This is a genomic window from Pseudomonas sp. ACN8 (genome assembly GCF_002303925.1).
Taxonomy (GTDB): Bacteria; Pseudomonadota; Gammaproteobacteria; order Pseudomonadales; family Pseudomonadaceae; genus Aquipseudomonas.
This window is the reverse complement of the sequence record NZ_MRCS01000005.1, coordinates 105,978-127,421: the sequence shown is the minus strand read 5'-3', so window position 1 is coordinate 127,421 and position 21,444 is coordinate 105,978. Positions and strand designations below refer to the sequence as shown.

15 protein-coding genes are annotated in these 21,444 nt (G+C 55.6%); 7 read left to right on the top strand and 8 right to left on the bottom strand.

The features are described from left to right. Positions 1-51 precede the first annotated feature (51 nt). Genes BSF44_RS04480 through BSF44_RS04465 form a run of 4 tightly spaced genes read left to right on the top strand, consistent with a single transcriptional unit; the run spans position 52 to position 9,215 of the window. Entirely contained in the window at positions 52-2,928 is a 2,877-nt protein-coding gene (locus BSF44_RS04480) for an SNF2-related protein (RefSeq protein WP_218194542.1), read from the top strand. After that, positions 2,928-4,724 carry an AIPR family protein gene (locus BSF44_RS04475; RefSeq protein ID WP_095942446.1) on the top strand — a complete coding sequence of 599 codons (1,797 nt, stop codon included), beginning with the start codon at positions 2,928-2,930 and terminating at the stop codon, positions 4,722-4,724. Before BSF44_RS04480 ends, BSF44_RS04475 begins: the two co-directional genes overlap by 1 nt. A 10-nt stretch (positions 4,725-4,734) precedes the next feature. Next, positions 4,735-6,438, top strand: a complete 1,704-nt coding sequence (locus BSF44_RS04470) for a site-specific DNA-methyltransferase (protein WP_095942445.1) — start codon at positions 4,735-4,737, stop codon at positions 6,436-6,438. Beyond that, positions 6,438-9,215 carry a DEAD/DEAH box helicase family protein gene (locus BSF44_RS04465; protein ID WP_095942444.1) on the top strand — a complete coding sequence of 926 codons (2,778 nt, stop codon included), beginning with the start codon at positions 6,438-6,440 and terminating at the stop codon, positions 9,213-9,215. The genes BSF44_RS04470 and BSF44_RS04465 overlap by 1 nt, the downstream gene beginning before the upstream one ends. Before the next feature lie 125 nt (positions 9,216-9,340). Here BSF44_RS04465 and BSF44_RS04460 read toward each other — a convergent pair whose 3' ends face one another. From BSF44_RS04460 to BSF44_RS04440, 5 genes are all read right to left on the bottom strand, one after another. Beyond that, on the bottom strand, positions 9,341-9,553 hold the full coding sequence (locus BSF44_RS04460; protein WP_095942443.1) for a hypothetical protein: 213 nt from the start codon (positions 9,551-9,553) through the stop codon (positions 9,341-9,343). A 43-nt stretch (positions 9,554-9,596) separates the two neighbouring features. Beyond that, a complete protein-coding gene (locus tag BSF44_RS04455; RefSeq protein ID WP_095942442.1) occupies positions 9,597-10,493 on the bottom strand; it encodes a hydrolase or metal-binding protein in 897 nt (298 codons plus the stop codon). A 78-nt stretch (positions 10,494-10,571) separates the two neighbouring features. Beyond that, positions 10,572-11,576, bottom strand: coding sequence for a YqaJ viral recombinase family protein (locus tag BSF44_RS04450; protein WP_095942441.1), 1,005 nt, complete (start codon positions 11,574-11,576; stop codon positions 10,572-10,574). A gap of 81 nt (positions 11,577-11,657) precedes the next feature. Then, positions 11,658-12,626, bottom strand: coding sequence for a DUF932 domain-containing protein (locus tag BSF44_RS04445; RefSeq protein WP_095942440.1), 969 nt, complete (start codon positions 12,624-12,626; stop codon positions 11,658-11,660). Positions 12,627-12,703: 77 nt separating this feature from the next. Then, positions 12,704-13,033, bottom strand: a complete 330-nt coding sequence (locus BSF44_RS04440) for a hypothetical protein (protein WP_095942439.1) — start codon at positions 13,031-13,033, stop codon at positions 12,704-12,706. A 404-nt stretch (positions 13,034-13,437) separates the two neighbouring features. Between BSF44_RS04440 and BSF44_RS04435 the strand changes: the two genes are divergently transcribed. The 3 genes from BSF44_RS04435 to BSF44_RS04425 all read left to right on the top strand — a co-directional run bounded on the left by BSF44_RS04435 (position 13,438) and on the right by BSF44_RS04425 (position 16,625). After that, positions 13,438-14,112 (top strand): hypothetical protein, encoded by a 675-nt coding sequence (locus BSF44_RS04435; protein WP_141249991.1) that lies wholly within the window; start codon positions 13,438-13,440, stop codon positions 14,110-14,112. A 522-nt stretch (positions 14,113-14,634) separates the two neighbouring features. Next, positions 14,635-15,921, top strand: a complete 1,287-nt coding sequence (locus tag BSF44_RS04430) for a hypothetical protein (RefSeq protein ID WP_095942437.1) — start codon at positions 14,635-14,637, stop codon at positions 15,919-15,921. Between the two features lie 68 nt (positions 15,922-15,989). Then, positions 15,990-16,625: a hypothetical protein gene (locus tag BSF44_RS04425; RefSeq protein WP_077182409.1), complete on the top strand. Its 636-nt coding sequence runs from the start codon at positions 15,990-15,992 to the stop codon at positions 16,623-16,625. Between the two features lie 415 nt (positions 16,626-17,040). Here BSF44_RS04425 and BSF44_RS04420 read toward each other — a convergent pair whose 3' ends face one another. Genes BSF44_RS04420 through BSF44_RS04410 form a run of 3 tightly spaced genes read right to left on the bottom strand, consistent with a single transcriptional unit; the run spans position 17,041 to position 21,308 of the window. Continuing rightward, positions 17,041-19,083, bottom strand: coding sequence for a DUF262 domain-containing protein (locus BSF44_RS04420; RefSeq protein ID WP_218194541.1), 2,043 nt, complete (start codon positions 19,081-19,083; stop codon positions 17,041-17,043). After that, positions 19,061-20,557, bottom strand: coding sequence for a DUF262 domain-containing protein (locus tag BSF44_RS04415; RefSeq protein ID WP_095942435.1), 1,497 nt, complete (start codon positions 20,555-20,557; stop codon positions 19,061-19,063). Before BSF44_RS04415 ends, BSF44_RS04420 begins: the two co-directional genes overlap by 23 nt. A gap of 16 nt (positions 20,558-20,573) precedes the next feature. Continuing rightward, the gene (locus BSF44_RS04410) at positions 20,574-21,308 is read right to left on the bottom strand and encodes a hypothetical protein (RefSeq protein WP_095942434.1); all 735 of its coding nucleotides are present in this window, start codon (positions 21,306-21,308) and stop codon (positions 20,574-20,576) included. Between the last annotated feature and the right edge of the window lie 136 nt (positions 21,309-21,444).

Here is a 21,444-nt window from a genome sequence, read left to right as displayed (position 1 = left end):
AGATCATTTCGTCAATCTAGCTCTAGCCATCAAGGGAACACGATGACACCAATGCTGCTCACCGAACATCAGCGCCAATACGTTGCTTGGTTACTCACCCGGCGCGCAGCTGGAGACTCGGTAGAGTCACTCGCCTCCACCCTTGTCGATTCGCAGGTAGACCTCAATCCGCACCAAGTCGATGCAGCGTTGTTTGCCTGCCGCAATCCGCTATCTCGTGGCGTGATCCTGGCGGACGAAGTTGGCTTGGGTAAAACCATCGAGGCGGGGTTGGTGATTTCCCAGCGTTGGGCAGAGCGTCGGCGCCGTATCTTGATCATCGCGCCGGCTAATCTGCGCAAGCAGTGGCACCAAGAGCTGCAGGACAAGTTCAATCTGCAAGGTCTGATCCTGGAAGCCAAAAGCTATAACAACATCCGCAAGCAGGGCGACAAGAATCCCTTCGTGTTCGGCGGTGGGCCGGTAATTTGCTCCTACCAGTTCGCCAAGTCCAAGGCCAAGGATGTTAAGTCTGTGGCCTGGGATCTGGTCGTTCTCGATGAGGCTCACCGGCTTCGTAACGTCTACAAGAACAACAATGTTATTGGCAAGACACTCCAGGATGCTTTGGCGCATGTGAATTCTAAAGTTTTGCTGACTGCGACTCCCCTGCAGAACTCTCTGCTTGAATTGTATGGTTTGGTCAGCATTATCGACGATCGTGTGTTCGGAGACATTGACAGTTTCCGTGCTCAGTTCATCAACACACCTAAAGATCAGGCTTTCGCCGGACTGCGACAGCGGTTGGCAGGTGTCTGCAAGCGAACCCTGCGTCGCCAGGTACAGCAGTATGTGCCTTACACTGCGCGGCGAGCGATTGTTCAGGAGTTTACTCCGACTCAGGAGGAGCGTGAGCTTTCCAGCCTGGTTGGTGAATATCTGCGTCGCCCCAACTTGAATGCCTTGCCAGAGGGCCAAAGGCAGCTGATTTCCTTGGTGCTTTGGAAGCTACTGGCGTCATCAACCCATGCGATTGCCGGGGCGCTAGATACCATGGCCAAGAGACTACAGGGTACGCTCGACAAAACCGCTGAATTCGTTGACCTCACAGAAACGTTGGATGAAGACTATGAAGGCCTGGACGAGCTGGCCGACGAAAGTGATAAGGATGGGAGCACAAATGAGACTTTGGCGCTTTCAATTGGCGAGCGCGATGCCATTTCGGCAGAGATTGCAGAGCTGCGGCAATTTAAGCAAATGGCGACAAGTATTAGCGAGAATGCCAAGGGTAAGGCGTTGCTCGTGGCATTGGGACGCGCTTTTGCAGAGCTTGAGCGTCTAGGCGCTGCCCGTAAGGCAATCATCTTTACCGAGTCGCGTCGCACTCAGGATTACCTGCTTTCGCTGCTTGCTGAGACACCCTATGGTAACGGAATCGTGCTCTTCAATGGCACTAATACCGATCAGAACGCTCAGCGAATCTACAAAGACTGGCTGAAACAGCATGCGGGTAGCGATCGAATCACCGGCTCTAAAACAGCTGACACTCGTGCTGCTCTGGTTGAGCACTTCAAAGAGCGTGGTACCGTCATGATTGCCACTGAAGCGGGCGCTGAAGGTATCAACCTACAATTTTGTTCGCTGGTGATTAACTACGATCTGCCTTGGAACCCGCAGCGTGTCGAACAGCGCATCGGTCGATGCCATCGTTACGGACAGAAGCACGATGTGGTAGTGGTGAACTTCGTTGACCGTAGCAATGAAGCTGATGCGCGGGTCTATGAATTGTTGGCAGAGAAGTTCCAGCTGTTTGAAGGTGTTTTCGGTGCAAGCGACGAGATTTTGGGCTCTATCGGCTCAGGCGTTGATTTCGAGCGTCGTATTGCCGAGATCTATCAGAACTGCCGCAATCCCGAGGAGATCAGGCGTAGTTTCGAGCAGTTGCAGCTGGAGCTGTCCGGGGAAATCAGTGAAGCCATGGTCAAGACTCGTCAGGTGCTGCTTGAGAACTTCGACGAGGAAGTACAGGACAAGCTACGCATCCGTGCCGAAGACAGCAACAAGACTCGAAACCGTTACGAGCGCCTGCTGCTAGATTTGACTCGTGCCGAGTTGGACGGCTATGCACGTTTTGAGAACGATAGCTTTGAACTCTATGACTTGCCGGCAAGCAGCGCGGCTGACATTGCGCTGGGGTGCTATGAACTACCGCGCCGCTCTGGTGAATCACACCTTTACCGCCTCGGGCATCCGTTAGCTGCTTGGGTCGTTGAACAGGCTAAAGGACGACGGCTCGACCGGGGTTTGCCAGCCCGGCTTGTATTTGACTACGACGCTTATGGAACCCGTATCAGCACCCTAGAACCTTTGCGGGGAAAGCAAGGCTGCCTGACTCTAAAGCTTTTCTCCGTCGAGGCGTTGGGCAACCTGGAGCAGCATTTGGTGCTGTCCGCCGTCACAGCTGACGGAGAGTCGTTGTCCGAAGACGATCCGGAAAAGCTGCTGCGTCTGCCGGCAAATTTGGAGCAAGGCGAGCATGGAGAGGCTGAAACGGCGCTGCTGGTCGATGACCTTGAACAACGCAAGAACCAACTGCTGCGTGAGATCAACCAGCGCAACATGGGCTACTTCGAGCAGGAGGTTGAAAAGCTTGATGCTTGGGCTGATGACCTCAAACTGGGGCTAGAGCAGGAAATTAAGGCGATTGACGTCGAGATCAAGGAGCTGCGCCGGACGGCAGCTACGGCAGCGACGCTGGAGGAGAAACTCGGCTACCAGAGACAGCAGCGCGAGCTGGAGGGAAAGCGCAGCAAGCTGCGCCGCGAGCTGTTTGCCCGTCAAGACGAGATCGAGGAAGAGCGCAATTCGCTGATCGACCAGTTGGAGCAACAGTTGCAGCAAAAGGTTGAGGAGAAAACCCTGTTTACTATTGAATGGAAGCTGATTTGATGACAGCGCTCGAACCGCAATACATGACCATTCTAAAAAAGGTGCTGAAGGAGCGTTTCGTTCCATTTTTGCCCCCCCTGCTGGATACCAAAAAGCCAGCAGCAGACCAAGCGGCCAAGCAACTCTCGCGAGCGTTCAGTGCTTTCGCTCTGCACAAGTTGCTTGATCTGACGCCCCAAATTGCTGCCGCCGCGGTAGTGGATGATTTTCAGGACAAAGGCATTGACGCCATCTATTACGACGCCAAGTCTGAATCGCTCTATCTGCTGCAAACCAAGCTGAAGGAGTCGGAGCAGTTCAAACAAGAGGATGCATTGCCGTTTTGTGAAGGTGTGCGTTTTTTGCTAAAGCAGGATTTCGCCGCCTTTAACGCTAACGTACAGAACCGGCAAATCGAGATTGAAGGTGCCCTCGATGCGTGTAGCCGCATTCAGTTGTTGGTACCTTTCACAGGCGACGGCGTTTCCAAAACCGCCAGCGATGCCTTGCAAGCTCTGCTCGATGATGAAGACCTCGACGAGGAACGCTTGGTCAAATTGGTACATTTTTACGCTGCCGCCGACATCACCCGTGACCTGCTCGCCGAGCAAGCGTACAAGCCGGTGCATGCCGATATCACGCTGCACAAACACGAAAAAATCGAAACGCCCCGCATTACCTATTACGGTGTGGCGCGGCTGGCTGATCTCGTTGCGCTGCACCAGAGCCACGGCAAGGCCTTGTATGAGCGCAACATTCGCTACTTTCTTGGCAGTAGCAAGTCCGACGTTAACAAGGCCATCAAAGCGACTCTGCACGACAAGCCTGAGGATTTTTTTTATCTCAACAACGGTGTCACGGCGGTCTGCGACCTGATCGACCCGAAAGCCAGCAAAAACGGCGTCAAGAAGTTCAAGGTTCGCGGGCTGTCCATCATCAATGGTGCGCAGACGGTGGCATCGGCGGCCGAATTTGTACGCCAGCATCCGGGTAAAAGTATCGACGATGCGCGCGTCATGCTGACCCTGATCAAGGCCCCGGCAGAAGGCCAGTTTGGCAAACAAGTGACCAAAGCGCGTAACCACCAAAATCCAGTGCAGACAGCGAACTTTGCTTCGATGGACGAAACTCAGGAGCGCTTGCGCCAAGAAGCCGCACACTTGGGATACGACTACCATTACCGCCCCGAAATTGCTGTGGGGGCAGGCGTTAAGGCCATCACGCTCGACGAAGCCTTGCGTGCCTTGGCACTGTTGCAAAACGATCCGCGTTATCCGGTCTGGCTGAAGAGCGAAGTCGCCCGGCTGGCGAACCCGGATTCATCCGAGTATCAGGCACTGTTCGTGGCGCAGCTAACTGGCGCGGTCTTGATCAACGTGGTGTTGTGCTACCGGGCCATTCGCGCGCTGGTGCTGGATAACGAACAAAAGGCACCCGCTAAGGGGCTGGAACGCCTGGTGTACCGGCACGGCACCCATGTTATCACAGCGGTATTGATGAAGCGCTTGCGCAACCGCATTGGCGCGGCGGCCGCTATTGAGGCCAGCATCATTCCGGCGCTGATCAGTCTGGCTTTGGATCAACTGCGGCAAGAAGCGTTCGATCTTGCCAAGGAGCGTTTGACGTTCGCAGGGCCCTTGGCCTATTTCCGCCATCAGGGGAATGCCACGTCCTTTCTGGTAGACCTGATGGAAAAACATTACGCGCTTGCGGCTGATCCGGCGATAGCCCCACTGCGCAATATTCACAACGCGGCGGATGCTTATCCACGAAAGCGCCTGATTGATTTTTTAGCGAGCCGTGCGCCGCAATTATGAGAACAAGATTATGAGCAAACAAAAACTAGAACTCACGTGGATCGGCAAGGAGAAGCGCCCCAAGCTGGAGCCGCGCATCTTGGTCGAAGATCCAGAGAAGTCCTATCACGCCATGCACCAGGTTTCGGACAATGACCTCTTCGACAATCGGCTGATCTTCGGTGACAACCTGCTGGCGTTGAAGGCACTGGAGCAGGAATTTGCCGGCAGGGTGAAGTGCGTCTTCATTGACCCACCGTACAACACCGGCAGCGCCTTTACGCACTATGATGACGGGCTGGAGCATTCAATCTGGCTGGGATTGATGCGCGACCGGTTGGAGATCATCAAACGGTTGCTGTCTGATGATGGTTCGCTGTGGATCACAATTGACGACAACGAGGCACATTACTTAAAAGTTTTGTGCGACGAGATGTTTGGACGCAGCAATTTTTTGGCAGATGTCATTTGGGAGAAGGCCGATAGTCCTCGATCAGATGCAAAGTACTTTTCGACTAGGCACGACCACGTGTTGGTTTTTGCGAAAGACATTCAGAAAATCGGCCTTAATAGGCTCAAGCAAGCTAGCCCTCCGGAGCATTACAACAAGACAGATGCTGACGGAAAAATCTATTACTTGAAGCCATTAAGGGCTATGGGCGCTGATGGTCATCGCCATAAAAGACCGTCGATGTATTTTCCTATAACCGCTCCAGATGGAACGGAGGTTTATCCAAAGAATCCAGATGGGTCTGATAGCAGATGGCAATGGGGGGCAGCAAAGGTTGAACAGGAGCCTGAACGAGTAGATTTTGTTAAGACGAAAGATGGTTGGGCCGTTTATTTTCGTATTTATTTCGAGGATACCGACGGCAGGCCACCAGAAACCATTTGGCCTCATGGTGATGTCGGCTCAAATCGGACATCAAAAAAAGAAATCAAAGACCTATTTGGATCTGAAGTGTTTGATACACCGAAGCCAGAAGCCCTTATTTCACGGGTGTTAAGCATTGCTACAAATCCCGGCGACCTTGTCCTCGATTCCTTCGCAGGCTCCGGTACTACCGGCGCTGTCGCCCACAAAATGGGCCGTCGCTGGATAATGGTTGAGCTGGGTGAACACTGTCATACCCACGTCATTGCTCGCCTGCAGAAAGTCATCGACGGCGAAGACAAAGGCGGTATTAGCGAGGCGGTCGATTGGCAAGGCGGCGGGGGGTTCCGTTACTACAAACTTGCTCCCAGCCTGATCATCAATGACCGCTGGGGTAATCCGGTCGTTAATCCAGATTACAACGCTGCGCATTTGGCTGAGGCGCTGTGCAAGATCGACGGCTTTACCTATGCGCCGTCAGAAGTGCATTGGTGGCAGCACGGCTATTCCAGTGAGCGCGATTTTATTTACGTCACCACCCAGAATCTTTCGGCCGAACAGTTGCAGGCACTGTCGGATGAAGTGGGTAGCGAGCAAAGCCTGTTGGTGTGTTGCTCGGCGTTCCACGGTGTGACTGCCGCCAAGGCATGCGAACGCTGGCCGAGTCTGACCCTGAAAAAAATCCCCAAGATGGTGTTGTCCCGCTGCGAGTGGGGCCACGACGACTACAGCCTGAACGTGGCTAATTTGCCAATGGCTGAGGTTGAGAAATTCGAACCAATTGCCGCCAGCACCACAAAAATACCGAAGTACAAAAAAGCTGCTCCCGGACAGGGCGGGCTGTTTGGGGAGAACGAATAATGAGTGCACGCGTCCTAAATGCAGTCGCTGGTCGATTGTCTCTTCGCCCACCGCAGGCTGAGTCTCTCTCGAAATTGGTGGGTGCTCTGGAAGCCGCGCCTGAGCTGCTCGGCCACGACCAGGATACATCGGCCATTCTGTCTACCCTCAAGGCAGAATTCCCGACACTAGAAGATTTCGAGCGCGAGTTTCCGTCCTTGTGCTTTGCGCTGGCCACGGGTGTGGGTAAAACCCGGTTGATGGGCGCGTTTATCGCCTACCTGCATCTGGCACACGGCATCAACAACTTTTTCGTGCTGGCCCCGAATCTGACGATCTACAACAAGCTGATCGCCGATTTCACGCGCAACACGCCGAAGTACGTGTTTAAGGGCATCGCCGAGTTCGCGCAACAGTCACCGCTGATCATTACCGGTGATAACTACGACCAGACCGGTGCAGTCGTTCAAGATCAGGCGACGGGTTTTGCCCACGATGTGCGCATCAACATCTTCAACATTTCCAAGATCAACTCCGAGGTGCGCGGTAGCAAGGAGCCACGCATCAAGCGGATGAAGGAAGTGCTGGGCGATAGCTACTTCAATCATCTAGCCAACCTGCCAGACCTTGTGCTGCTGATGGATGAATCGCACCGCTACAGGGCCAGCGCCGGGGTGCGCTCCATCAACGAGCTGAAGCCACTGTTTGGTTTGGAGGTGACCGCAACGCCTTTCGTTGAGTCCCCTAAGGGGCCGGTTCCTTTCAAGAATGTGCTGATGGACTACCCGCTGGCTCGTGCGATTGAAGATGGTTTCGTCAAGGAGCCGGCCGTGGTCACCCAGCGTGACTTTGATAGTAAGAAGCATGCACCGGAAGAGGTGGAGAGGGTCAAACTGGAAGATGGTGTGCGCCTGCATGAGGCGACCAAAGCCGAGCTATTGACCTATGCCCACGAGAACAACGTCAAGGTGGTCAAGCCCTTTATGCTGGTGATTGCCCGCGATACCACACACGCTGGGCAGTTGCTGGCACGACTGGAATCGGAAGTCTTCTTCGAGGGACGCTATCGTGGCAAGGTCATCCAGGTAGACTCCAGCAAGAGTGGCAAAGACGAAGAGGAAATGGTCACCCGGTTGCTGGCAGTTGAAAGTGTGGACGAGCCGACCGAGATCGTTATTCACGTCAACATGCTCAAGGAGGGCTGGGACGTCACTAACCTGTACACCATCGTCCCATTGCGAGCCGCCAATGCGCGTACTCTGATTGAGCAGTCCATAGGCCGAGGCTTGCGCCTGCCTTATGGCAAGCGTACAGGCGTAGCGGTGGTGGATCGCCTTAACATCGTCGCTCATGACAAGTTCCAGGAAATCATCGACGAGGCGAATCGCGGCGACTCTCCTATCCGCATGCAGCGGGTGATCCTGGATGCACCCAATGCGGACGACAAAAAGACCAGTGTGCAGGTGCCATCCGGGGCGAATGCGGTGCTCGGATTGTCCGATGGCGCGGCCTTGCCCGCGATGACGCAAGGCAACAATACCACCGAGGCAGGCAAGGCGAGTACGAACATTGCGACGACAACTCCTGCGCCCATTTTCACCACCGACGCGGAGAAGCAAGCGGCTCGCACGGTAATGGAGGTGATCGGCCAGTACGAAACCAACCGCGACCTAGTGTCGAGCAGCAAGGATCTGCTCAAGCCCGAAGTTCAGCAGAAGATCCAGGCCGAAGTGGCTGAGCGCCTAAAGCCGCTGCAAGGCTCGTTGCTGGAGGGGCAGGATGCACAAGTATCGGAGCTGAATCTGGCAGAGGTGGTGGCCAAGACCACGGAAGTCGTTGTGCAACAGACCATCGACATCCCTCGCATCACGGTAGTGCCAACTGGCGAAGTCACCTCGGGCTACCATGCGTTCACGCTAGGCTCGCTTCCCAACTTCCAGCCTGGCCAACGCGAAATTGTCGGTCAGGTACTGCGTACCAGCGAGCAGTTCAATATGAGTCGGGAAAGTGGCATTCGCGAGACGCGCCTTGAGGACTACATCGTCAAGAAGCTGATCGACTTCGACGACGTGGACTACTTCACTCAGTCCGAACTTCTATATGATCTCGCAGGTCAGGCGGTGGCCCATTACCAGAGGCAGAACTATTCCGAAAGCGAGCTGCATGAAATCCTTGATACTTATAGTGCCCAGTTGGCCCAGTTGATCCATGCTGAAATGCACAAGCACTTCTGGGAGGAAGCCAGCGGTTACGAGGTCAAGGTCAGCCGTGGCTTTACCGAACTTCGTCCCTGCAACTACACCATTGCTGCCAACCAGCCGGTACATAGCGTGCGGGAGACCATCTCGGAAATCGGTCGGATCAGACAGATGTTGTTTGGCGATTTCAAGCGCTGTCTGTATCCGCTGCAGAGGTTCGACTCCGATACTGAGCGACGCTTTGCCGTTATCCTCGAACGTGATGCCTTGAAGTGGTTCAAACCCGCCAAGGGGCAGTTCCAGATCTTCTACAAGCAGGGTGTCGAGCAGCCGGAGTATGTGCCGGACTTCGTGGTTGAGACGGATAACTGCGTATTCTTGGCCGAGACAAAGGCAGCCAATGACTTGGATGCACAGGACGTGCAGGCCAAGGCAGCAGCGGCTGCACAATGGGTTAAGCACGCTTCCGACTACGCGCTGAGTGTGGGTGGAAAGCCTTGGAAGTACCTACTCATCCCGCACATTGAGGTGACCGAAGCGAAGCGGCTAATGGATTATCTGCGGTTCGAGATGAAACCCGCGACTTCCGTTGCATGCTAGCTAGTCCCCAAATTTAGCTCTGCGTTGGTACCAAAAGAAAAAAATGATCAGCAAAGAGGGAGGCTTGTGCCTCCCTCTTTGCTGATCATCATGGCAGTTGCGTAGTCGCCGATGACAGTGATTGGTCACTGCGGTGATGCAGTGGTGTCCTTGGAGTGATCCAGGCCCGGTATCTGCAACATCTTGAGCAGCCGGCCGAGGATCCAGCACGCAAGTACCACGATGATCAGCAGGGGTGGAAAGCGCAGCATCAGCACAGCGCTGAAGACCAGCGCGCCAGCCGCCACCAACGCGCCAATGAAGGCGAATAGGTACAACAGAAATCGCAGTAGGGTCATTTCGGTTCTCCAAAAGTCTGCCTAGGATCAGGCAGAAGCCAGGTCAGTGGGTTTGAGCGGCGAGCACTTCCAGCTTGCCCGCCAGAGTACTGGGGCTGGTTTGCGACGCTTCGCTCTGGGGAGTGGTGGAAGCTGCATCCGGGCTGGAAAAGAACTCCTCAACGACGACGCCAACATCTTCCTCGCTGTCCTCGAAGGCTCCATTGCCGAAGCCACGTTGTGCCGCCTCATCAAGCGCGGCTTGATCGAAGCCCGCCGTCTGCCTCTGCGCATCGAGTTTATTCGCTGACTGCAGCGCCTCGGCCATGTCCATGCCGCTGCGCACTGTGATATCTACGTAGAAGATCGGTGTACCGTGGCTCTGCCGAGAGGACTTACCACGCAGACGCAACTCCAGCGGCAGACAGGCCAGGCGATTGCCGGAGATTGCGCTGAAGTACTGCAGACGTGCCGCCAGAGTGCGGATGCTGTTGAACCCGGTGGTACGGAAGACAAAACTGCCCAGCGGATCATCGTCACCAATCACCACGTTCAGTCGTCCGTAAGGCTTGCAGGCATTGCCTTGAGCCAGTGAGCAGCCATCAGGTGAAGGGCAGGGCAGTGACTGAATGCCGTCCTTGGTCAAACGCTTGCAGGTCTCACCATTGCCGACGCAGAGTGGCCGACCTGTGTTTCGGTCGAACAAGCTGTAGTCAGCCCGAAAGTTGAGGTCAGGCTCGTTGAACAGCAAACGGATCGGGATGCTGCGCAGCTTGCCGTCCTGACCATTGCGCAGCTCTTCGTTAAGGGGATGCAATAACCAACCATCGCGGCTCTGTACCTGCGATGTAATGGTGAACTGATCGTCTTTCTCGGGCAGGCGCTTGCCGTTTTTCTCGACGACCTTGCCGATGGAAATGCGCCCGAGTACCGGAGGGGTGATCGCTAAACCTTTGAGCATGGCGGTTATCCTTGATCTGGAAATAAAAAAGCCACCGGGACGTAAACGGTCCAGGTGGCTTGGTTGATGAGGAATGGCTCAGCTGATCAAAAAGCGACGATTGCCTGTTTTGATCTTGGGGTAGCGGGCTTGCAGGTAGGGTTTGTCCTTGAGCATTTGTTCGACATCCAGCACGGTGCTGTCCTTTGACTTCTTCCAGCTGATGTAGCCCTCGGTAAACTCCGCGCGGGTGGCGACGCCCATGGCCTGCTGCAGGACTTGTTTGAGCTGCGCCTCACGCGTCTCTTGCTGAGCAATGCTCTGGCGAACAGCCTTGAGTTCCCGGTAGGTGGTGGCCAGTTCCGGGTGCTGGCTGAAGTCCAGGGTCTGGCCATTGTCCTCAGGGTAGAGGCAGCGCAGCGCAGCTTCCGCTGAGGCTGTACCGTCGGCCGGTGGTGGGGTATCAGTGACCACGTAATCCCAGAACAACCGCTCCAGGTCGATCAGCCGAGCAATCATCGACTCGTCTCGTTCGATGCGATGGATCTCCAGGTGCTGGCCACCGAGCAGCACCGCCACATCTGCTGCCTGCTTGCCGGTCACGGCGAGCTGGTGCATGACTTGCAACTGCACATACTCGGGCACTCCCTCCTTCCAGAGGCGTGCCCCGTTTATGCCGGCAGTCTTGCATTCAAGGATCTGTACATCGTCGACGCCGATGACCTCGCGGTCGATGTTGGCCAGCATCCAGGGCAGTTTAAGATCAGGATGCTGCAGCACCGCATTGACCCGCCGCACCCGGTGACCGCTGCGCTTGGTGTAGTGGGTCGCCACAATCGGTTCGAGAATGTTGCCCCAGTAAGCAGGACTCTCTTCATCATTGGGATCTAGCTTGGGCAGGGATGTATCACGGCCGGTTTTCTCCAGCCACAGCTCCAGCTGGGATTTGTAAGGGTTAAGACCTACAGCGGCGGCTGCATCCGAGCTGCCGATGCCTTGTTTACGCACGGCCAGCCAGTCCTCACGTGGTAGTTGTTTGGTACCGACAAGGCGCAAGGCTGGACGTGGTTTGGCGTTGGAGTTTTGCAGTGTTTGCGTTGCCATGATGATTTCCTGTTCGGCATAAAAAACGCCCAGCCAGCAGAAGCTGACCAGGCGCTTTAATAGTTGAGTAGGTGAGTGGGGCTAGGCGGCGAGTTGCAGCGCTGCATTCAGTGCGCGCTCTTTGAGGACCGCGCCATTACCGAACCACGCAGAATCAAGGCGATTCTCAGTACTGCGTGCGCGTCGCTCGTGATCGACATACTCCGTCACGGCGTTGAGCAAGCCCCACGCAGTTCCTTGAGCTGATTCAAGCGTCGCACCACGACCTTGGCCTTCGTACAGCCCTTGGACTTTGCGCAGTGCTCGTTCATTCGGAAGTATTTCCGGCAGCTTGCTATTGGGGGTCACATCACACAGCACATTCATGAAGAAGCCCATCGCCTCATGCCATTGCACCTTGCGCTCTGCCAGTGCGAGCATGCGGTGCATAAATTCATCCCATTGCGAGACGGCGATGCCCAGTTGTTTCTTCACGGTCTGCGGATTAAAGCGCGTGTTGTGCGGCACCTTGATTGCGCGGGTAGCGCCGTTCAGGGAGATGGTCAGGGTATTGTTGCAAACTACACGCACGGTGGTCGGGGTCGCGGTGGTGGCCAGCGTGCCGTCACAGGATGTGGCTAACAGAAGATAGCCATTCACTTGATCGTTCCCCTTCAGCACGGTTGTCTGCCCGGTTCTGGCCAGAGCCCAGAACTTGCGGCCACCTTTGAGTATCCCAGCTGTTTCCAACTCATAGCCGGAGACCTCCGTCAGATCTCTGTAGAACTCCAGCACCTCACGAGGCTGCACGACCTGGTAGCGGTTGGAAACCACCGACAAGGGGGCCTTGGTGTCAGAGCGGTAGAGAACCTTTTGTTCCGGAAAGGAGTGAATTGTGCCTAGGTTGCCAACAGTGTCGGCCTTGAAGTGAACTGGGCTGTCCTGGATTTGCCAGTTCATGCCGGCTTCTCGCTGCCAGACCTCAAGCGGTTGTTTTTGCGTCAGGCGGTTACCCAAACCATGCCAAGGGGTAGCGCCAACGTATGCCATTTGTTCGACGAGATGAGCCATGGGAGTGATTCCTTTGGGTGCGTACGGGCATAAATGCTGTGCACGCGCAGCATTTACCGAAGAATGTTGTAAGAGGATTAGGCTGGTAGGTTGAAGCGATGATTGCAGGCGAGACAAAGGTTGTTGGCGAACACATGGCGATCGAGTTTTTCGCCAAGCTGAGCACCGAGGGCACAGCCGCCTGCACCTCCAGCGAGCCCGCCGAGGATGGCACCAGAAACTGTGCCGAGGGTGATGCCAAGAGGGCCGGCAATAGCGCCGACAGAGGCGCCCACCTGGCCTGCTGCCAGAACGGCGCTCGCACCACGAGCGGCTCCGCCTACGGTTCCAACAGCTGCGCCAATCTTCATGGCTGTTTGTAAAGATGCGATCTTGGGGGAGTTACACAGAGGACAATGCAATGACATGGTTCTGAGCTCCATGGGGTGGATGTCATGGCAGTGATGTAGGACTGAATTTTTTTTGAGTCGAATCGTAATCGGCCTCCATGACGATTAAGTGCAGCAATCGGCCGATTCTGTTGAAAAGTCGGTTTGCCCAAAATGCTCGAATATTGATGGGTGAAAACATCTCTCTCGCACGCTACAACGTGAAAACCAAGCCGGATTTTTTCAATAGAATCGGCCAGAAGTAGTCATGGAATGACTACAAATTTGAGCGCGATTCAAGGTAGGTACAGCAGACCTTAGTCGGCAGCACCAACTGGAGCTACCGTCTCACGAGCCCTGGGAGATGCAAGGCTGAGGTGGGAGGCTTAATGCCGCCACTGTAGGATGTCCCAGCTGCGGACTTATCGGGAATTATGAAGGGAATGGCCAAGCCACATGCATCACTGTATACGAGATTCAAGCGCTGGTTCCGCAGGCCTAGTAACCCTGCAGGTAACGTCTATTACGCACGGCTAACCACTCCCCAGGGTCTTTTTTACAAAATTGGCTTCACGACCAAGGCTAGCCTGGTCGATCGCATGGCGTATGGTGGTCACGGCGATGAAAAACTTATCGATAAAGTGTTTTTCTTCACGCAGCTCGAGGATGCATGGGATGTTGAGCAAACACTGCTGGACCACCTCAGTAAGCATCGCGCTTTTGGAAAGTACAGCAATAACCCGTCCCAGCCTCTAAGCGGAAGGGGGCAGTCTGAGCTCTTCGCGTCCGACATTCTCGGGCTCGATGCTGCTCTTTATGCTCCTCAGGAAGTGACGACACTTGAGGCATGCGAGTACGACTCAAATCAAGCGGCGGACGGATGTTTGGGAATATTCATCGGAATAGTGCTGGCCCCATTTACGCTGGGGTTTTCACTGTTCTTTATCTTTGGCGGGCTCATGGAGTTCATTACGGCTACTAAAAAACGAACGGTAGCGGAGAAGAAGGAAATTGTGCGCAGACCCCGGCCTAAGCATCCTGAGGAAATCCAAGTCCTTATTGATTCGCTGAGTGAGTTGAATATTCCAGCTAGCGCACAGGAGAAAACAGAAGCTTGATCCGCTTCCATGCTGCATCGCGGGCCTTCGAGAGTGACCGATATTGGCCGATTCTGTTGAAAAAGTAAGTCCTTCCAGACTGCCCGCATGCTGACGGCTGAAAACGTCTTTTTTAGCGCGCAGTTACGCGAAATCTGAGCCGGAGTACTCTGCTCAAAATAAAAATTTCAATTTCAAGTACGTACTTTTCTGCCGTGGAGACTATGGCCGACTGTTTTCAACAGAATTGGCCGATTGCTGCCTGTCAGGAAGGGCAACAAATGGCCAGAAGCAGCAGTTCGCGACGAGCAGCTCTGGTAACCCATAACTACAACAACCCTAACGCTGCGCGCCGAGTAACCCAGGCGCCTCCCAGAGCCGATTCCGCCGGCAGGATACAGGTAGGCCCCTATCAACCGTGGCGGACGAGTCGAAGAGCGCGAGCGACTGATTCGGACCGAGAAAATACCGGCCCAACACCGGCACCGCTGAGCAACTGCCCTACTAACGGAACGAGCTCGAACAGATCAGGAGAACAACTCGATGGACCACACACTTTTCGAGCGCTACTCACCTGCCATCCGCAGGCTCGGCACGGCGGGCGCCAACAGTCCCGAGCTCGTGATTGAAAACACAGGCAGAGACATCCTCAGGTACATCCCTTTCGAACACGTCAACGCTGATGCCAAGTTGGTCATCGTGGGCATCACCCCAGGCCCCAACCAGCTGCGATTGGCGTACGGCGAAGTCCAGCGACTAATGGCCGTTGGCATCCCGACTGCAACGCTGCTTCATGAAGTGAAAAAACTTGGTGCATTCGGTGGCAGCGCCATGCGCCCAAACTTGCTGCGCTATCTGCGGCACTTCAAGTTCGACAAGATCCTGCGCATTCCAAATGTAGAGTCCCTGTGGGAAGAAAACGCCGACTTGTTCCACGGAACCTCGGTCATACCTCACGCGGCCTTTACAACAACGCCTGAGGGTGGCGAATCCATGTTTGCGGGCTCATTTGCCTACCTGATGGCTTCCCCTTTATTTCGAGAGTGCTTCATGGACTGCTTCGTCTCCACACTCCGCGAAATTAACCCAGACGCCCTGTATATCGGCCTGGGCGATTGCCCCGAAGACGCGTTGCAATGGTGCGTCGATAACGGGTATGTGCACGCCCGGCAGTTTTTGGGTTCTTTCTGCCATCCTTCAACCAGTGGCGGCAGCGCACCGAGTGTGTATATCAGAGATAAAACACTCAGTGACCTGAAGCCAGCAGACCCTGTACGTCACAGAGTTGCGAAACTCGATCGTGCCTATGCGCGAATGGCTGGCGCAACTGCGTTGCTTCTGCGCGGCGCTGCGCCAATGTCGGAACCGCCACGCGCCGTCCCTCTACCGGATAGTACCCAAGCTGCCCTTGCCCCACCGCCTCCGGCCAAGCCAGCCCGCAAGACCGTAGCTGTCCCATGCGATGAATTCACCAATAAGGTGATCAAGCAGATTGAACAGAGCGGATACGTGCTCGTTAGGGAGAGCAAATACCTTGCAGAGTTTTGCGCTGCCGGCCAGACGGTTTATTTATTGAAAGCAAGGACCCGCATCAACAACATCTGTCTGATGGTTCACCCCAACATCATCAGGGGGCACTTGGTAGATCTGCTGGCGGAAATTGCCGTCAGCACAGGCCATCGACACCACTCAAGCATGTCGAAGTTTCCATCGAAATTGCATAATGGCAAGCAACCCATCACTTATGGCTGGCTTGTGAGCGTTGGCGGCCTGGCAGACGTCAATGCTGTGGTGGAAGGTCTGCTTGAAATAAAACCGGCTACAAGCTGAATTGTCGTTGTCAAAATGAGCCGAAGTTTGCGCTTGGCAGACCCATCAATCTGTTATGGAAGAACACAATGAGCGAACACATCTGCGTGCGTTTCCCGACCCCGAATTTCGACCGGCTGCTGGAAACCTTGCCACTCAAAGGCGCGAAGGTATTCAAGACCGGTTCCAGTTCAACTATCTTCGAGAAGGGTGACAGTTTGCTGCGGCTAACCCTGCAAGGCAGTGGCCATAACTTCCTGGCGCAACAATCGGCTGCGGGTAACCCAAACGTGGTCAGGGTACTGCACAACTATGGTGCGGTGGCGTTATCGGACACCTACGAGTCTGGCCCTGAGGTAGAGTTCTACTGGCTAGCGCAGGTCGAGCGCCTGGTTGATATTGAAGTGGGCAGCGAGCCTGTTCTTGAGGCTTGGCTTGCGCGATTCGATGAAGAGGGGCAGCCTGGCTCGAGGGACTTACCCGTTGTTGCACAGCAATGTCGTGAACTGGCGCGCGCTCACAGGCAGTATGCTGGGTTGATGGAGACGCTGGCGCTGGCGGCGGAGTTTCCGGGGATTGAGTCGATGGACCTGCGGCTGAGTAACTGCATGCGACGGCCTTTGACCGGGGAGTTGGTTTGGACGGATCCGTTAGATGATTGTTTCTACGAACCAGACACCAATGTGGAAATTTCACTGGATGTACTCTTCGCGCTTCTCAAATGACGGGTAATCTAATCCATACACACGTTTTCGGGCCACGTCTTGCCAGGACTATGTGACCAGCTTTTTAATGAATTTTGGCTCTTCTCAGTGAACATATGCTCAGACCCATCTGGCACGCTAAATCTCCCCTGATTTTCTAGCTGCTGCGACAGGGAACTTTGGGTCGTCATTAGCCGGTCGTGGCAGACTGAGATCGACCCAAATGGACGGTAGTAAGGGATTGGGCTCCAAGCTTTGCGGGAGCGGGCTTGCACGCGATGGCATCATCCCAGTGGTTCGCAGTGTAATCCTGCTTACGCCGTAGATGCTGAACCGTCGCTCCTGGCTGTGGATTCATCGGGCGACATCGCTGCAGGGTTATCACCTGTCGTTGCGCTTAATGGATAGCGCTGATAACGCTTGCTTCACCGTCACCCTAGTCGATGGTGAAAACCCTTTGGTAATGGCATTGCAGTGCCGCCAGCATGGCAGCCTGATGAGCATCGGCCGCGACCTCTCCCCACGTTTCCTTCGAATAGATCAAGTCCATTTTCAGGGAGTCAGGCCGCTTCTCGTACGCCCGCTTGTTGAGGAATCGCTGGCGCTTTTCGTTGTAGGGCAGATTACCGTACTCCGAGTTGATACTGCGCGAGACAAGCGCGAGATTGCCAAAGCGGTCCAGCCAATCCCGCGAGACCGTGTTGGTATCGATCGCCTGTGGGGTCTGCGGCGAAATATGCTCTACCGAGTTCTTCGCGGTGAAACGGAAATTGCCCCAGAACTCATGATCACGTTGCTGTTCATACCAAAGCACGAAGTCCAGTTTATAGAACCAGTAATGCGCAAATCTGACGCCATGGTCCTCCGTCAGCACAGCTTCGAACTGCAGCGCCGAAGCGGTACGCCAGGGATCGTCCATGAACCGGCGGCTACGTACGACCAGCGCAGCATCCGTCACTTCTCCAAGCAGCTGGTTATCCAGATGGCATAGGAAGCCGTAGTACCGCTCGATTTCACCGCCACCACCCCGCACGGTGTGCGCATGCTTGTGGATAAAGTACAGGAAGGGGGTCAGCCAGTAATGGGTGGTGATTTCCTGCGAGTGATACAGCATGCTCTGCAGCAACGATAGGCCCTGGTGCACGGCATTGTCGCGACTGCGATTGATGTAACGCTTGTCTTCACTGGCGGAAATCGAGGTGTGGCAGACCTGATGGATTTCGTCATCGCCCTGATCGACCCACTTGATCACATACTCGTCCCACAGCACACGCATGCGCCAGAGCAGATCAATGAACCCTTGCGCCCTCGCCACACGCTGCGCCGAATCCGCTGGCGCCAGCAAGTGGGCTTCAAACAGGGCGAGCAACTGCCGATCCAGCACACGCGGCAGATCCGCCTGCCCTTGCTCCTTCAGCCAGATACGCAACACATGAAGCAAGAAGAGTGGAAAGCCGATGATGCTCCGCGCCCAGGGGGCTTCTCCGTCATCCTCAGCGATGGCTGCCGGAGACGCGCCGATATCGGTAACAGAGCCGTCAACGATGGCCTGCAAGGTCAGGCGGTCGTAGCCATCCGTTTGCGGGGAGTCGGTCTTTCGATCGAGCAACCCGTGTACGGCGCCTGCATGGAGCAGTTGCCCCTTGTTATAGAGATCCCCCAGTCGGTGCGCCTCCAGCTGGGTTTCCAGACACAGATTGCGCTCGACAAAGCCACTCATGTCGGCACAGGCATTCCACAATGCCGCGAAACGGAAACGGCTTTCCGCGGGGATGTCCTGCAGCAACCTAGCCTTGAGGATCTCGTGGTGCTGTAGCTGGATACCACGGTTGTTGATGACTTCGAACAGCTTGTTCAGGTCCATGCCCTCAGGCACTTGCGTGAGCACCAGCGATACATTGCGATACACAAAGCTGGCCAGCGCCTTGAGATATTCATCATCAACAGGCCCGCCGTCCGCACGCTTGTAGGTCTGCGCGAAGGAGGCCATCAATTGCTGAGCCTCTCTCATGCTCTGAGTGTCGATGATTTCGCTGCTCGTCGCTTTCCCCCCCGGCATCATGCTGGCAAGGAAGTCGTTCACCTGCTCCCGGATTGAGAAGTGCAGACGCGGAATCGTCCTTTCCTTCAGCACAACCCTACTGAAGTCCTCCATCACCTGGCTCCATACCGGCACCGTGCTGAGCATCCACAACGTGGTGAAACGCTGCTGGCCGTCGATCAGGTCGAAGCGGCGCATGCCCTGATTGCGATCTTCATCGGTGGTTTTTTCCACCAACAGCGTGCCGCCCAGGAAGAACTGCGTGTCGCCTCGATCGAAAGCATTGGCGATGTCTGTCAGCAGTGTTTTGATCTGCTCATCACCCCACACATACAGGCGCTGGTAGATCGGCACATTGAAACACCACGCAGCGTCTTTCCTGTTGGCCAGCTGTTGCAGAGTGCAGAGGCTGGAATCAATGCTCATGGCGACCTCCATGGGAGGCTTTAAGAAACACCTCAAGCCATTGCGATTTGTCCGCAAGGTTGCGGCATTCAGGATCCGCCTGCACTTTGTAGAACGCCAGAACAGCCCGTTTGTATCGACCTTGCACACCATTCCCCACTTCAATCGTTTCATCGGCATACAACGATGCCACGGCCTTTTGGCGCTTTTGCAGAAAGTCCAGCACCTGTTTCGGATGGTAGCTTTGTGCGATCACATCCAGCAGGTTTAGCTCGGCCAACCTGAAGAAGTTGGCGGCGGTTTCCTGCTTGACCTGTTTTTTCTCCAGGCGAATTGCGCCCAGCAGAAACTCCAGGCGTAAGGCAAACGCGGTCAGTTGCTCGACTTCGAACTGATCCATGTACACCAGGCTGCAGAGCATGAAAATTTCGCGCAGATACTCCTGGTTGTTGCACAGCAGCTGTCGATATATCGCGCGGAAAAAACTCACCTGCGCGCACGGCGCAGGATCGTTCATCAGCCTCTGCAGCAGGGCGGCATACTTGTCTGCGTAGAGAAAGAAGCCCACGCCCTCATGAATGGGCTGGCGCAGTGCCATCGGCAAGTTCGCGGGGTTGTGGCTGATGCGCAGATGACTGCCGTGCAGTACGTGCTCTCCGTCGCCCGTCAGCGTCAACGCAGTTGCCAGCCGATTGTGTCGGGTGGCGTAGAGCGGCACGCTGTCGACGCTGCTGCGGCTGTCCGCAACGTGGTTCCATGTGTCGCACTGGAACTCGGTCAGCAGCGTCTCGTGTCTGCCCGCTGGAGTTTGCGCACCGCGCCAACGTCGCGCACGCCAGAGAAAACGATTGAACAGGTTGGGGGCAAAATCCTGGCCGGGCGACAGTATCGCGGGTTGACGTTGCAGCGCCTCCCAGCGCTCGGCGCAGTGCTGCTGCAGGGCTGTCTTCAGATCGCCCTCAGCGTCTGCGTGATCGATCGCACGCAGGTGATAGGCCTTGAGCAGGTCGGTGGCCCGCAGAGGCACGCCGCGATTGTTCTGGGTATCGAAAAAGGTGAAGGCAAGGTCGCTGCTGTCCACCTCGATCACCGTCAGACGAAGCTTTCCGATGATCTCCGGTGCAATCGGCTCTTGCTGCTTCAACGCCTGAATCCCTTCACGGATATGTCGTGCGGACTGCCCCGAATAGCTGAGCACCTGGCCCGCTGGCAGTGCACCGGTCGCGCGGTGATACAGCAGCGACAACGCCGTGATGCGCTGCTGACCATCGATGATGAACCTTCTCGATTGGTGCACATCGCGATGCAGCAATACCGCGCCAATGTAGTAAGGCAAGGTTTTGTCCGGCTGGCCTGCGAACTCTGCGAGATCACTGGTCAGTTGCAACAGCTTGTCCGGGCCCCACACGAAGCCGCGCTGATAACTGTCCAGTGCCAATGGCCAACCTACCTTTAGCAGATCGTCGAATGCCAGGGTGCTGACCCGGACAGGAGATTCATGCGTCATTTATCGGCTCCCCTGCTCAGCTCTCTTCCCAGCGTTTGCGCAACGTCCTGATCCGGGCATCCCCCCGCAACGCACGCCGATCCGGTCCACAGAGCGCGACCGAACCTTCCGGTAGACCAAAGACTTCCTCGATGGCTGCCCGAATGCTGCTGACCTTCGCATCCGAACGTGCGGCCCGATAGCGCACCGCCCTTCGCTCGGCAGTGGCCACGGCCTGGTCTGCACCCTGCTCATCCTCGGCATCTGGTTCCTCGACATCCCAGTCCTCGTCCTCTTCATCCCCCTCTATAAGTTCCGGATCATCATCGGCCTCTTCGGCCTCTTCGGTCAGGTCAGCCAGGCTCTGACCATTGGAATACCAAGTGCAGGCGTCCTCCTGCTCCCATACCAGCCCATCCTCGACATGAAAGGTGCGCAGGGCTATGGAGGACGAAACGTAATCGCTGAACCGCGACTTCACCGCTGGCAACCGCTCGAAGCCAGCGCCCAAGGCCAGTAGAACCTTATTAGGGCCGGCAACCAACAGGAATTCAGACCAGCTCTGCTCACGGAAATTGACGCTGGCAGAAGCGTACATGTAAAGGGTTGCGCGAAGTGATGCGTCCTGTTCGGCCAACTGGGTCAGTACCTGCATCACAGTGCGGTAGATACTAAAGCCCGCATTTTCGACGGAGTGCGAGTCGACCTCGACAGTGGGCAATGGCGACCCTTTGTTGACGAACGACAGCTCCGATACCGATTTCTTGATCATTGCATTCTTTCCTTGAACAGTTCGTGGGCGGGAACGGGCGCAGTTTGCGCCCAAAGTCCCCGCATTTTCGCAGTCCCTCTGATTGAGGACGAAGATGTCATGCTCGACAGTGGCAAGTTAGGTGATGAGGATGAAC

Excerpts from the sequence above, each read along its gene's own strand:
- BSF44_RS04455 (WP_095942442.1), bottom strand. The coding sequence starts at position 10,493 with ATGCTCAAAGGTTTAGCGATCACCCCTCCGGTACTCGGGCGCATTTCC.
- BSF44_RS04470 (WP_095942445.1), top strand. The coding sequence starts at position 4,735 with ATGAGCAAACAAAAACTAGAACTCACGTGGATCGGCAAGGAGAAGCGC.
- BSF44_RS04440 (WP_095942439.1), bottom strand. The coding sequence starts at position 13,033 with ATGTCATTGCATTGTCCTCTGTGTAACTCCCCCAAGATCGCATCTTTA.
- BSF44_RS04415 (WP_095942435.1), bottom strand. The coding sequence starts at position 20,557 with ATGACGCATGAATCTCCTGTCCGGGTCAGCACCCTGGCATTCGACGAT.
- BSF44_RS04465 (WP_095942444.1), top strand. The coding sequence starts at position 6,438 with ATGAGTGCACGCGTCCTAAATGCAGTCGCTGGTCGATTGTCTCTTCGC.
- BSF44_RS04450 (WP_095942441.1), bottom strand. The coding sequence starts at position 11,576 with ATGGCAACGCAAACACTGCAAAACTCCAACGCCAAACCACGTCCAGCC.
- BSF44_RS04445 (WP_095942440.1), bottom strand. The coding sequence starts at position 12,626 with ATGGCTCATCTCGTCGAACAAATGGCATACGTTGGCGCTACCCCTTGG.
- BSF44_RS04420 (WP_218194541.1), bottom strand. The coding sequence starts at position 19,083 with ATGGAGGTCGCCATGAGCATTGATTCCAGCCTCTGCACTCTGCAACAG.
- BSF44_RS04410 (WP_095942434.1), bottom strand. The coding sequence starts at position 21,308 with ATGATCAAGAAATCGGTATCGGAGCTGTCGTTCGTCAACAAAGGGTCG.
- BSF44_RS04480 (WP_218194542.1), top strand. The coding sequence starts at position 52 with ATGCTGCTCACCGAACATCAGCGCCAATACGTTGCTTGGTTACTCACC.
- BSF44_RS04430 (WP_095942437.1), top strand. The coding sequence starts at position 14,635 with ATGGACCACACACTTTTCGAGCGCTACTCACCTGCCATCCGCAGGCTC.
- BSF44_RS04425 (WP_077182409.1), top strand. The coding sequence starts at position 15,990 with ATGAGCGAACACATCTGCGTGCGTTTCCCGACCCCGAATTTCGACCGG.
- BSF44_RS04435 (WP_141249991.1), top strand. The coding sequence starts at position 13,438 with ATGGCCAAGCCACATGCATCACTGTATACGAGATTCAAGCGCTGGTTC.
- BSF44_RS04460 (WP_095942443.1), bottom strand. The coding sequence starts at position 9,553 with ATGACCCTACTGCGATTTCTGTTGTACCTATTCGCCTTCATTGGCGCG.
- BSF44_RS04475 (WP_095942446.1), top strand. The coding sequence starts at position 2,928 with ATGACAGCGCTCGAACCGCAATACATGACCATTCTAAAAAAGGTGCTG.